Consider the following 12,790-nt stretch of genomic DNA (forward strand, 5'->3'; position numbering starts at 1 on the left):
TACTGGGGGATTATTAATCAGCTGAATACGACACGCTTCACAAGATGATCCTCAGCGATAACGGCCCAGACGGTTTTACGGGACACCAAAGATGTCGAGCAAAAAGACGGAACAGCCTCATCTTCAGCGCTCCGTAAAGTTGTTATACTAGAGAAGCATCGCGTGAATCAGGTTGGGAAAGGAGCAATCCGCACATGAATACCGGTCAACGCAAAGAAATCCATGCCCTGCATTACCGCTCCGGGAAACCTATGAAAATAACGGTAGCAGGAAACCGATTCGAGTCGATCGAAGCGGCGTCCGACGAACCAGCGGGTATGAATTCTCCGCCGGAAGCGCTGCCGATGGTCGGTCCGGGACTTGTCGATCTGCAGATTAACGGATATATGGGGATCGATTTTAATCATTACCCGGTCTCTCCCCGTCACTTGTCGGATGCAACCCGCCTGCTGCAGCTGGCTGGCGTAACCTCCTATTACCCGACCGTGACGACGTCATCGGACGAATATATCGAGGACTCTCTGAAGGCCATCGCCGCCGCATGTTCTACCGATGCCGAATGTGCAGACAGTATCGCCGGCATCCATCTGGAAGGCCCGTTTATCTCGCCGGAGGACGGAGCCAGGGGCGCCCATCTCGCCCGTTATACGAAAGCTCCGGACTGGGAGCTTCTCCAGAGGTGGCAGGACGCGGCCAAGGGCAAAATTCGGATCGTAACGATGTCTCCCGAGTGGCCGGGCTCCACCGCTTTCATTGAAAAATGTAAGCTAAACGGCATCACGGTCTCGATCGGCCACACCTCGGCTTCCCAGGAGCAGATACGCGAGGCAGCCGCTGCCGGCGCGCGTATGTCTACGCATCTGGGCAACGGGGCTCATCTGATGCTGCCTCGCCATCCCAATTACATATGGGAGCAGCTTGCGGACGACTCCCTGCATGCATGCCTGATTCCGGATGGCTTCCATGTCCCGTTGTCCTTCCTAAAGGTAGTGCTGAAGGTAAAGGGTCCGCAAGCGATGCTTGTCAGCGATGCAGTCTCTCTAAGCGGACTTCCGCCGGGAGCGTATCGGTCGCATGGTCGCATCGATGTGATCAAAACCGAGCAGGGCCGCCTGCATCTGGCGGATCAGCCGCAGCTGTTGGCAGGTTCGGCGCAACTGCTGCCTTGGGGAATCGGCCATCTCGCCCGCAGCGGCGTCTGCTCGCTCGCGGATGCATGGGACATGTCGTCCATTCGGCCCGCTGCTTTTATGGACCTGCCTTCACAAGCCGGTCTGGAAGCCGGGGCCCCCGCCGATTTCGTCTTGTTTCATTGGACGGGAGAGCAGATCCATATTCGGAAAACATTCAAGAATGGAATTGAAAGAAGCGGATAGAGGGAATGTGGCGGCAGGGCAACATGCAAGCCGCTCCATAAACCTGGATTACCCTTTTTTCGACGGGAGGCTTTCCTTCATGGACATGGAGAAAATAAACGTATTCGTCAGTCCCGGCTCCGGCGACCTGACCGGAGGAACCCATCTGGCGATCCAGGCGGCGATCGACTATGTCTCCGGATTGGGTGGGGGTGTCGTGCGGCTTGGCGCCGGCATCTATGAGATCGACAGCGCGCTTCATCTGCGCACTGGAGTAGAACTGTGCGGCACGCCGGGCGAAACCGTGCTGCGCAGAGGCGAGGAACGCGTCTCGCCTCTGCTGGCCGACGCCGATCTGCATGAGCGCGAAGTAACGGTGCAATACCCGGATTACTTCCCGATCGGCCAGTCGATCATCGTCAAACTGGCCGATCGCAGCAAAGGATTTCTCGATACGACGGCTACAGTGATCGGTAGACGCGGCAACGTGCTGTACCTGGACCGGGAGCTATATGCGACAATTTTCGTCCATGAAGGCGGCATCGTCTCGACATTGAGTCCTGTTGTCAGCGCCTACGAATGCCGAGATGTCGTACTGCGCCACCTCCACATCGAAGGCAACCGGGAACGCAACTCGCTTGCCAACGGCTGCCGCCTTGCCGGGATTTATTTGTTTCAATGCCACAACGCCCTGCTGGAGCATTGCCAGGTTTACCGGTACAACGGAGACGGCATCAGCTACCAGGGCGGCTCCGACATCGCCGTCGCCCATTGCGATTGCAGCGACAACAGCGGTAAAGGCATTCATCCGGGAAGCGGCACGGATCGCACGCGAATTTCGCACAGCCGGTTTGCCGGCAACGGGATGGACGGCATCTTTTTCTGCTGGCGGGTGCGCAGCGGCATCGTGGAGTATTGCGACTCCTCCGGCAACGGGATGAGCGGCTTCTCGATCGGCCACAAGGACACGGGCAATTGGATCCGGCACAATCGATTTGCAGGCAACCGCTACTACGGCCTATTTTTCCGCAATGAGCCTGATCCGATGGCCGCGAGCCATAACATCGTGCGGCACAATCGAATTGAGGACAATGGAAGCAAGGAAATGGGCTATGTCGGCATTCGGCTGCGCGGCTCTACACGCGACGTCGAGATTGGCTGCAACGACATCCGCTTCCCGAAAGGCGCCGCCGGAACGATCGGCATCTGCATAGAAGAACACGTCCAGGATATTCGTCTTCTGGACAATACGTTTTTGAATTGCTGTAAAGACGTGCATACTCATTGGCTGCTTGACGAGGAAACCCATTAATTCCCTCCTAATCAAATACGCCAGCGGCTGCCGTATGAAGGCCGCTGGCGTATTTATGCCTATCAGGCTGCTGTGGCTGCCTTACCGATCCTTCAGAACCGGATGCGCGAACTCGACGATAGCTCCGCCGTTCGCTCCGTTCCTTACTCGCAATTTGTACGGCTCACCGAAATAGGTCAGCAGCCGATCGTGTACATTTCGCAGACCGACGCCCTGGCGGCCCGACAGCTCGCCCGCTCTATCGGACAGCAGCGTCTCCGCCCGCTTTCCGAACCCCGGACCGTTATCGCTAACCTCGAAGCGGATGCTTTGCCCGTCCAGTCTCCCCTTGATGACAATTTTGATCCCATCCTCCTTGACGTGGCCGATGGCATGCTTGATCGAATTTTCTACCAACGGCTGAAGCAGCAAGCGGAGACATGAAAGCTGAAGCAGCTCCTCCTCCACCAAATAAACGACGCGGATCGGCGTGTCGGTTCGGTTGTTCTGGATTTTGACATAGGCGCGCACATGCTCCAGCTCCCGATCGACCGTCGTCAGCTCTTTGCCGTCGTTCAGGCTGAGCCGCAGCAGCCTGCCCAGCTCGCTGACCATCTCGCTGATATCCGCCGCGTTGCGGCTCTCCGCCTTCCAACGGATCGACTCCAGCGTGTTATACAGGAAATGCGGATTGATCTGATGCGTCAGCACCTGAAACTCCAGTTCTTTCTTATCCTGGGCGGCTTTCTCCACACTTTGCACCAGATGATCGATGCGATGCACCATCTGATCGAAGCCGCGGTACAGCCAGCCGATCTCGTCGTTGCGGTTGATTTGCTGCCGATGACCGGCGAGATTGTTTTGCCCCACCTTGCGCATTGCCTTCACGAGATTCTGGATCGGCCCTGTGAAGCGGACGGTTATATACGCGACGATGACGATCGACAGCAGCAGGTAAAAAAACAGGAACGACAAGCTGAGCGTCTCGATCCAGGCAACCGGCTGTTCCAGCACGGCTAGAGGCACCATACTCAACAGCTTCCAGCCGCTATCGAGCGTAGTAAACGAAGCCGCATATTCGGTCCCATCGATCAGGAACTCGCCGGCCCCCCGCCCTTCACCTCCGATAAAATCGATCAGACGTTCGTCGCGCAGCTTGAAGCCGAGCAGGCTCAAGTCCTGGTGATACAGAATCACCTGGTTCTCGTCGAGCAGCATCAGTTGCTGCGATTCCTGCATTTGCAATGGCGCCAAATAATGATGCAGCGTGGAAACCTTAATATCGACAAGCACAACCGCTGTTTCCTTGCGGCTCGTCAAATGATAGAGCCGTTTGATCTTGGAGAGGATCGGCTCGGTGTAAACGGCCGGGTTATGCTGCGGCAAAAACAACGCCCAAAACGGCGGCGAGCCGTCACGGATTTGGCGGAACCATTCCTCACGCTCGATGTCCAGTGAATGATATACGGAATGCTTGAATCGTTGAAACCGCTCCGGTTCAAGAGGGAAGATACGGATCGAGTAACCGTGCGTCTGATTTTGCAGCACGCCCATATAATTCAGCAATCGTTCGGTAAACGCGAGCTCCTCCAGCTCGTTTGGCACTTCTGCCGACATAAGCTCCTGCAGTTCGCTCGAGAACATCAGCTCGTTCTGGAAGGAGCTGGCCAGATTCAAATAATTGTCCAGGTTTTTCCCGCTCTTGTCCAAAATCTCCAACGAGGCGTCGGTATTCGCCTGCCGGATCGCCTCGATGGACTTGTGGTAAGAAAAGTATCCCACGAAGCCAAATGGGAAAACGATGAGGATAAAAAACAGGAAGATAAACTTGTGGCGGATCGAGAATCGGCTTACTTCGCGGAAACGATTACTTTTCAAGCACACTCACCCGGCTGTTGCGGTACTCTTGCGGAGTCATCCCGAACTTTTTTTTGAACAGCTTGGAAAAATGCACCTTGTCCTGGTAACCGACGATACCGCTGATCTGGTACACCTTCAGATTCAGATCCTTCAAAAGCTCGCAGGCTTTGTCCAATCGGGCGTCCGTTACATATTCGAGAAAATTTTTTCCCGTCACTTTTTTGAACAGCTTGCTCAGCCATACAGGAGTCACATGCACATGCTCGGCGACATATTGAAGTGTAATCGGCTCGCAGAAATGATTCGCGATATACTTTTCCGCTTCGTATACGATCTGATTTTGTCCGACGAATTGCTCCTGGATGCTGGCGGAAGCCCGAATCAGTTGAAGCGTCACCTGCTGCTGCAAAGAATCCAGCGTATCGAAGCGTTCCAGATGTTCCCACAATACGATCGGATTTTGATCCCATTCGGACCCTCTCCATCCCAGCTTCTGGGCGTGGCGGAATACGTTATGCATCCATTCGAACGTTTTTTGCTGCAAATCGTTCGTATGCCTGATTTCCCAGCTGCCTGCGAGTTCCGGGAAACCATGCATCATCAGCCGGATTTCCTCCTCGCTGCTGACGATCAGCCTCTCAGCGCTTGCCTTCACGCTCTGTAAAATACGGATCGAGTCGTTTCCCATAGCTCGCTCGTCGGGTTCGCGGTTAGCCTCCGGGTCCCAGCGCACCCTATGATACACAATTGAGGCCTCCGCTTCCCGAAGCATGGCGTATAAACGCTCGATACCTCCTAGTTCACCGCATACACCGCAGCTGACCAGAATGCCTGAGCGTCTTCGTACGTCATCCATAATTTGGACCCCGACAAGGTCCGGAACAAAGGAGTGCCCCTCCGTGTCCAGCTGCCCATCCGATCCGGCTGAATCTCTGCCTAGAAGGCAGATCCACACCCCTTGCTTCCTTCGCACCAGCACCGATTTCCGTTCTTGCCGATCATCAAGATACGATTGCACGGCAGCTTCGACAGTTGCTTCCATTTCGATGATCTCGCGATCGGTTTTACTTTCAGTTAGCGCTTTCATATTATCGATTCCGATTAGAATCAGCAGGAAAGTCGTACCCGGCAGCCACTCCAGACCAAATTGTCCGAAGCGATGATCCAGCCTTGCTTCATGCTCATTGCGATAAGGACGCTCGAACAGCTCCAGCAGCGTTTCTGTCCGAAGGCGCGGGAGCGCTTCATCCAAACTCTTGTGCCATGCGAGATCTTGCTGCCGCTTGTGCAGTCCGGCGACGGCAATCTGCACCGCTGCGGCCAACTCCTGAAGATTGACGGGTTTCAGCAAATAATCGTTTACGCCCATCTTGAACGCTTCCTTGGCGTAATGAAAATCATCGTAGCCGCTTATGATGATCATTCCCCCGCCATACCCGGCCCGATCGAGCTCGCGGATCAGCTCCAGTCCGCTCATCAGGGGCATACGGATATCCGTAACGACCAGATCGATCGAATGATGAGCCGCGATGTCCAGGGCGCCGGGCCCGTCATCCGCCGTATAGACGTGATCAAATCCCCATTCTCTCCAAGGCGCTTGCGAACCCAACCCGTTGCGGATTTCCTTTTCGTCGTCTACGACCAGCACTCCGTACATCGCGTCATCTCCCTCGTCCTGTTATTAAAACGATGCGATTCGCGTTTTGTAAACCCTTTCATTTTGTGCGAAACTTGTTTATGAAGTGGATCGCCTTCCCGAATTATACCATTAAGATGCACTTATGCGCCGAATTATTTGCCAAACGCCAAGGATCGGACGCATAGACGAAACTGCCCCTTCCTCTAGGGTACAACCAGGCGAACGCTTCGAACAGGGGGCAATGTAGAAGTTAGACGGGGTAAAATTGTCGTTTTCCATTTCTCTTGATAGACCTATTACAAGACGCGGCATGCAACGCAAAACAAGCCTTTTCCCGCAAGGAAAAAGGCTTGTTTCGGTTCATACATGAACGTTCCTGTCCGGGAGACCGGTCCCTAATTAGCCGTTCAAAGACCAGGACTCCTTACGACACATTTGATTCACAGCGCTAAACAAAGCTTTAATAGATGAGGTCATAATATCCACATCAATGCCGCATCCCCAATATACGGTACCGTTCGAAGCCGTGATACCGATATAAGAAATCGCTTGTGATTTTGAGCCCGTTTCCAGGGCATGCTCATTATAGAACAAATCGGTATATTCTACCCCAAGATGAGTTTGGAGCGCATTACTGATTGCATCCAGTCTTCCGTTTCCGGTGCCCGCAATATCCTTGACTTCACTGCCGGATCGTAAGGTGACAATGGTTTGAAAATCTTCATTGTCCGTATAGCGGTATTTGACAAACTCGACAGGATTCTTTATATTCACATATTCTTTCATGAAAATATCGTATATTTCATCGGGCATCAGCTCCTTTTGTTGCTGATCCGATACGTTTTTCACGCAGTATCCGAAATTTTCCCGCATTTTCGCCGGGAGGTTGAGTCCGTACTTCATCTGCAGAATGTACCCAATTCCACCTTTGCCGGACTGGCTGTTAATGCGAATAATATCGCCTTCATACTCCCTGCCGATGTCCTTGGGGTCAATCAGCAGATAAGGGACAGACCAATTACGGGGCTCCTCGTCCTCCCGCCATTTCATTCCTTTTGCAATGGCATCCTGATGCGAACCGGAGAAAGCGGTGAAAACAAGCTCGCCGCCGTAAGGATGTCTTTCGCTTACTCTCATTTTGGTCAATCGTTCATATACGGAGATGATCGCAGGGATGTTCTCAAAATTCAGCTTCGGGTCTACCCCGTGTGAGTACATGTTTAGAGCAAGCGTGACAATGTCCACGTTCCCCGTTCTTTCCCCATTCCCGAACAATGTGCCTTCAACGCGCTGAGCCCCGGCCAGTACTCCCAGTTCCGCATCCGCCACGCCTGTTCCCCTGTCGTTATGCGGATGAAGCGACAAAATAACATGCTCCCGGAAATTCAAGTGCTCGCTCATATATTCGATTTGGCTAGCATAGATGTGAGGCATCGACATGGATACCGTCGCAGGAAGATTGATGATCACCGGGTTCTCTGAGGTCGGCTGCCATACATCGAGTACGCGATTGCAGATGTCCAACGCAAAATCAATCTCTGTACCTGTAAAGCTTTCGGGCGAATACTGGAACTGAAAATTCCCTTCTGTTTCTTCCGCACACTGCTTGAGCAGTTTTGCGCCGCTTACAGCGATGTCGATAATTTCTTCTTTGGATTTGCGAAATACCTGTTCCCGCTGCGCCACGGATGTCGAGTTGTACAAATGTACTACGGCTTTTTTCGCACCTTTAAGGGATTCAAAGGTTTTTCGGATAATATGCTCTCTCGATTGGGTAAGCACTTGGATCGTTACATCATCAGGGATCAAGTCCGTCTCGATTAATGTGCGCAAGAAAGTAAATTCGGTTTCCGACGCCGCGGGAAAACCGACTTCGATCTCCTTGAAACCTATATCTACAAGCAATTTGAAGTATTCCAGTTTTTCCTCCAAATTCATCGGAACGATCAACGCCTGATTTCCATCGCGAAGATCGACGCTGCACCAAATCGGTGCCTCTGTTATATATTCCTTCCGGGTCCAATTCAAGCTTGTCTCTGCCGGCATAAAATATCCTCTTGCATACTTTTCAACATTTTTCATGGTTATCTTCCTTTCATCAATTTCTGCTTGAATTATCCAAAGTTTGACTAAACCCAAAAAAGCCTTTCATCTCCATAAACAGAGACGAAAGACTTTGACATCTTACGCGGTACCACTCCGAATTCATGCCATTGTCGGCATGCACTCTGCGGATAGGGTTGCAAAAAAGCAACCTTGTATCCTCCTGATGATAACGGCCAGGCTCCGGCTCCACTTACTATAATGGTTCAGCGAGCAACTCCAAGGTGAGTTCCGATTTTCTCCACGGCTGTTTTGCACCGCCCAACAGCTCTCTGTTCGCTTAGAAAAACCGTACTATTCCTTCTCAACGTGTTAAAATATTAAGGTTAATCTTAAAGCACTTAAACTTTGGTGTCAAGTATAATGTGAACGTGCCGGGTGTGATCCCCCCGAAAGCCGATGCAATATGGGCATTTTGATTCCGAATGGACTGCCTCGCCTCAGTTACTGCACTCATTTGGTGTCCTAACTGGCTAACCTCAAAATTTCATGTTTACAGCTCGATGCGATTCACGATGGTCAACAAAAAAACACCAACGTCGTTCACGTGGTGTTTTAGTCTGTTGTGTTGCGTCTTTCTCGAGCAATTGCAGGAGCCATGATTTGCTACGCCTGAGCTAACCCGGCAGACGGCTCAAGCATCTTCCTCGGAAACTCCCAGCGCCATGTTTTTCTCCTTGAACTTGGAGTTATGTGAGGAGACGTACGCCATAGGGCTTCCGGTTCCATATACAGTTTGGCGCTATTGACTGCCAGCGCCGCATCTGTGAAGGCGCCAGCAATGAGCGTTAGCTTGCTTGGGTATTTCGCCGAATCTCCAGCCACGAAAATACCCGGCAAATTGGTCGAAAGCTTCTCGTCGACTGTAATATTATAGGGGCCCATCTGCAGCCCCCAGTCCACGATCGGCCCAAAATCGCCGCGCAGTCCGTGGTTGACGATAACAGCGTCTACCTCGAGCCTCATCTTCTCGTCCGTTGTATGGCCCTCCTCGTTAATACGGGCAATCGATACATCCGAGATCGCATCTCCACTCTCGTTGCCCTTCAGCTCCGTCATTATGAAAGGCGTATGTACGCGCACCGACGATTCCTTCATCCGCCGTACGTTTCTCTCATGCCCTCCGAATTGTTCACGGCGATGAACGACCGTTACACTGGCGGCAATCGGCTCCAGTTCGTTGGCCCAGTCGACTGCGGAGTCTCCGCCTCCGGAAATCAGCACTTGCTTGTCGCGGAACTCTTCCAGATCTTGCACGGTATAATGCAGATTGGTGACTTCATAGCGACCAGCGCCCTCTATTTCCAGCTTCGCCATCTTCAACACGCCTCGCCCCAAGGCCAACAAGACTGTCCGCGTATGATGCAATGTCCCTTCGGTAGAACGGTGTGGACTCCGCTTTATATAGCACCATATAAGTTTCCAAGCCAGTGTCGATTGGATAAATCGATAGCTCGGCTCCCTTTCCCCCGTGAAAAATCCCAAATCTCCCAGACTGATAAGAATCATGATTGAGTGTAACACTCGCTGCTCCGCCCTGGGTGTAAATAAACATACTAGTTGGCAGCCTGTATTTTTGCAGCGGTTTATCGGGGTGAACCAGTTGATTACGTACATCTATAAGTGATATCGAAGAGCGCGCCCACAATCGAGCAGCGATCTCAACCGTCCCTTGTGTAAAATAAAGGGTTCCATTACTTTCTTGAAACAACTCCGTTCACTCCTTCACTAAAGCGCTGTATACAGAGTAATTAAATTGATTATGATTATCAATATCAATTATAAAAGTAAGCATAAAATAACCCCCACATGTATGAAGCAGGTAGGGGTAATTTGAATCCACAAATGGATTGGATAAGTTTCTCAATCAGATCATAGAAAAAACTATGTCCCCACATAGTTATTAGTGTTACCTAATAGCACTTTCGCGTTCTATAGTGAAACCAACAAGTCCGATAATGAAGCTGCCTGTAAGACCGAAATATGATCTTTAAACATTTCCATGAAAAGAATAAGTGGAAAAAAGTTAATACTGGGGTGCTATTTCCCTAATAGCGGCTTGTTCCAAGGTTTCTCCAGGTTCTACCGCCCCTCCAGGCAAACTCCAATCGAAGGTACTTCCCCTTTTATTCCGTACCATCAAAACACCTTCTAAAGTTTCGTCAAAGATCAAGGCACTCGCCACATCGACTCTTATCAAACAAATTCCCCTCCCGATTAAACTGGATATTTGCCTGACCAAGTTGCTGCACCATTAGGTGAACGAAGGCAACCGTCGTATTGCCGGCTGCCTTCGTGTGTCTTGATTCCGTTATCGGATTCCGTTAGGTTAGCTTCGATTTTAATATTCATCCTGATGTCGTTCTCCGCCAATTCTAGCTTCCCTGGAAACAATAAGGTAATATACGCTGCTATTGGAAATATTTCTAGAGTGAATGTTGCGGTTCAATTGCAAACATTGGATTTTGCCGGAAACACTCCTCCATGATCCGGATTTGCAGCCAAACGCTCTCGGGCGTGACTGCAGGCGGCTTGCCCTCCGTAAGGGAAGCGTGCAACGACTCGTAGAAAGCGATTTGCGGTGCAGGATAGGGGCTCCCTTCCCCCTTTTTCCAGCCTCCTTCATACCACTTCAGTTGCTCCTTGCAATAGAGCGGATTGCCGTCCGCATCGCTCATCGGAGTCTGCTGCAATTCTTGGCGGGGAGCTTCCTCGGGTTTGAAGTATTTCCATTCCACTTCGGCTAAGGACGCCCGCAGGCTGCCGTTCGTTCCCTGGATCAAGTAAGAATTGGAACTCGGGTAAGCGCAGCAGTTCGATATTTCCAGATCGATCGTCGGCAGTCGCGGGCCGGTCAGGATCAGCTTGCAATAGTCGTCCGCATCGCCAAAGCTGTTCGCGTTGTCCATCCGACACAGCACGGAAGGCATGTCGTCGGTTCCGAGAAACTGAAGCGCTTGATCGAGAAAATGGGCGCCGGTATTCATCAGATTGCCGCCGTTGTACGCTTTGAGCGTCTGCCAGTCCCATCTGCGTGAAAACTGGTTGACTGTCAGGCCGATTTGCACGATACGACCCAAAACGCCGGATTCCAGACATTTGCGAATTTCCAGGAACAGGGGGTTGAACCGCCATTGCTGGAAAATCGTCAGCAGCGTTCCCGCCCTGTCGCGGGCCGCGATCAGGGCATCGACCTCGTCCGACCGGCGGGCGAGCGGTTTTTCGCACAGCACATTGAAGCCCGCCTCCAGCAGCTCCAGCGAGACGGGAACATGGAGATGGCTTGGCGTCGCATTGACGATCAGGTCGAGATCTTCCCGCTTTATCATGTCGCGGTAATCGGCGTACGCCTCGCAGCCATAGTCGCGTTCAGCCGCTTGCCGACGCAGCTCCAGCTCGTCGGAGACGGCGGCGAGCGCAAACCTGTCGGGCAGCTTACGAATCGTCTCGGCATGGATGTTCCGGCCGCTTCGGCCCTGCCCAATGATTCCCACCTTCAGAATGGAGCCACTCATCGTGCGTCACCCGCCCTGCCGACTGCCAAATTCACGCTTTGGCCGGTTTTCCTGCTTTCGTTGGCCGCTTCGATGAAGCGGATAACCTCCAACGTTTCCGAGGCGGGAAGCGGCGAGGCGCCTGTGCGGAACATTTCCATGATGATTTCGAGCAGGCTGGCATACTTCGGCTTCGGGTCCGACTGGGCGTGAACCCATTCGATGCCTTTTTCCCGATGTATCGCCACTCCAAACGAGCCGTTCCCTGTGCGGTTGCCGCGAATGACGCCGATCCGACCGTCGCTCCACAGTCCCGTAGTGACATCATGATCGTTCGAGGTGACGGACGTCACCTGCACGCAGCCTTTCCCCATCACCGCATACAGCATCTCCACGGTATGAATGCCGTACCAAAACAAGCCCGGCTGCGTGGGCTCCAGCGCCATCGGCCCGCACGCGTCCGCCCCGATTATCGGGCTTTTGCCCCCACCCTCGATCGCGTCCTGCAGCGCCTTGACATAGCGCAGCGACGAAGCGCTCATCAGCGGAACCCGATGCGCCTCTGCCAAACGGACCATTTCGCGAGCGTCCGCTGAGCTGACCGCAAACGGCTTGTCGATAAAAACCGGCTTGCCGTAGCCGGCAATACGATGAAATTGCGACAGATGAACACGTCCGTCGACCGAATGAAGCAACACCGCGTCGCTCGCCTCGGCCACTTCCTCCGGGCTGTCCACGATGCGGACGCCGTATTCATCCCGCAACGTAGCCGTATAGCCCGGTATTTTGGTTATGCTGGAAGGGAAATCGGGGGAACCTCCAGGATAAGCCGCCACGACCTTGCCGCCGGGCACATGCCATGGATCTTCCTTGTCGTGCAGCAGCTTCATAAACGCCAATACATGGGACGTATCGAGACCAATCATGCCAATGTTCAGCTTTTGCCGATTTTCCAGAGCCGTCATATTCGTCACCCTTTGCTAGGAATTATCCGTTTCAGGCCGACCGGTATGACACGCACTTACCGGTTTTTTTCCCGGCCCCGTAC

At 52.7% G+C, this 12,790-nt stretch carries 7 protein-coding genes, 2 pseudogenes and 1 other annotated feature; of the genes and pseudogenes, 2 read left to right on the forward strand and 7 right to left on the reverse strand.

Annotation, left to right across the window (positions count from 1 at the left end; genetic code table 11):
• Positions 1 to 194: 194 nt before the first annotated feature.
• Together PV433_RS03890 and PV433_RS03895 are read left to right on the forward strand one after the other, a co-directional pair.
• Positions 195 to 1,376 carry an N-acetylglucosamine-6-phosphate deacetylase gene (locus PV433_RS03890; RefSeq protein WP_332070888.1) on the forward strand — a complete coding sequence of 394 codons (1,182 nt, stop codon included), beginning with the start codon at positions 195 to 197 and terminating at the stop codon, positions 1,374 to 1,376.
• A 79-nt stretch (positions 1,377 to 1,455) separates the two neighbouring features.
• A complete protein-coding gene (locus tag PV433_RS03895) occupies positions 1,456 to 2,667 on the forward strand; it encodes a right-handed parallel beta-helix repeat-containing protein (protein WP_332070889.1) in 1,212 nt (403 codons plus the stop codon).
• An 81-nt stretch (positions 2,668 to 2,748) separates the two neighbouring features.
• On the opposite strand, the gene PV433_RS03900 is transcribed toward PV433_RS03895, so the two are convergent.
• The 7 genes and pseudogenes from PV433_RS03900 to PV433_RS03930 form a co-directional block, all read right to left on the reverse strand.
• Positions 2,749 to 4,524, reverse strand: coding sequence for a cache domain-containing sensor histidine kinase (locus PV433_RS03900; RefSeq protein ID WP_332070891.1), 1,776 nt, complete (start codon positions 4,522 to 4,524; stop codon positions 2,749 to 2,751).
• Positions 4,514 to 6,163: a response regulator gene (locus PV433_RS03905; protein WP_332070892.1), complete on the reverse strand. Its 1,650-nt coding sequence runs from the start codon at positions 6,161 to 6,163 to the stop codon at positions 4,514 to 4,516. Before PV433_RS03905 ends, PV433_RS03900 begins: the two co-directional genes overlap by 11 nt.
• Positions 6,164 to 6,544: 381 nt before the next feature.
• Positions 6,545 to 8,227: a 2-isopropylmalate synthase gene (gene leuA / locus PV433_RS03910; RefSeq protein ID WP_332070893.1), complete on the reverse strand. Its 1,683-nt coding sequence runs from the start codon at positions 8,225 to 8,227 to the stop codon at positions 6,545 to 6,547.
• 77 nt (positions 8,228 to 8,304) lie between these two features.
• Positions 8,305 to 8,565 (reverse strand) — a binding site (T-box leader).
• A gap of 317 nt (positions 8,566 to 8,882) precedes the next feature.
• A pseudogene (locus tag PV433_RS03915) lies at positions 8,883 to 9,616 on the reverse strand (NAD(P)/FAD-dependent oxidoreductase); the annotation flags it as partial.
• A 676-nt stretch (positions 9,617 to 10,292) separates the two neighbouring features.
• Positions 10,293 to 10,448, reverse strand: a pseudogene (locus PV433_RS03920) (NUDIX hydrolase); the annotation flags it as partial.
• Positions 10,449 to 10,674: 226 nt separating this feature from the next.
• Complete coding sequence (locus PV433_RS03925; protein WP_332070894.1) at positions 10,675 to 11,763, reverse strand: Gfo/Idh/MocA family protein; 1,089 nt, start codon at positions 11,761 to 11,763, stop codon at positions 10,675 to 10,677.
• Complete coding sequence (locus tag PV433_RS03930) at positions 11,760 to 12,707, reverse strand: Gfo/Idh/MocA family protein (RefSeq protein WP_332070895.1); 948 nt, start codon at positions 12,705 to 12,707, stop codon at positions 11,760 to 11,762. Before PV433_RS03930 ends, PV433_RS03925 begins: the two co-directional genes overlap by 4 nt.
• Positions 12,708 to 12,790: the final 83 nt, after the last annotated feature.

It is taken from the genome of Paenibacillus sp. GYB004, assembly GCF_036577605.1.
Taxonomy (GTDB): Bacteria; Bacillota; Bacilli; order Paenibacillales; family NBRC-103111; genus Paenibacillus_AB; species Paenibacillus_AB oceani.

Coding starts and splice junctions, on each gene's coding strand:
- leuA (WP_332070893.1), bottom strand. CDS start 8,227: ATGAAAAATGTTGAAAAGTATGCAAGAGGATATTTTATGCCGGCAGAG.
- PV433_RS03905 (WP_332070892.1), bottom strand. CDS start 6,163: ATGTACGGAGTGCTGGTCGTAGACGACGAAAAGGAAATCCGCAACGGG.
- PV433_RS03925 (WP_332070894.1), bottom strand. CDS start 11,763: ATGAGTGGCTCCATTCTGAAGGTGGGAATCATTGGGCAGGGCCGAAGC.
- PV433_RS03930 (WP_332070895.1), bottom strand. CDS start 12,707: ATGACGGCTCTGGAAAATCGGCAAAAGCTGAACATTGGCATGATTGGT.
- PV433_RS03890 (WP_332070888.1), top strand. CDS start 195: ATGAATACCGGTCAACGCAAAGAAATCCATGCCCTGCATTACCGCTCC.
- PV433_RS03895 (WP_332070889.1), top strand. CDS start 1,456: ATGGACATGGAGAAAATAAACGTATTCGTCAGTCCCGGCTCCGGCGAC.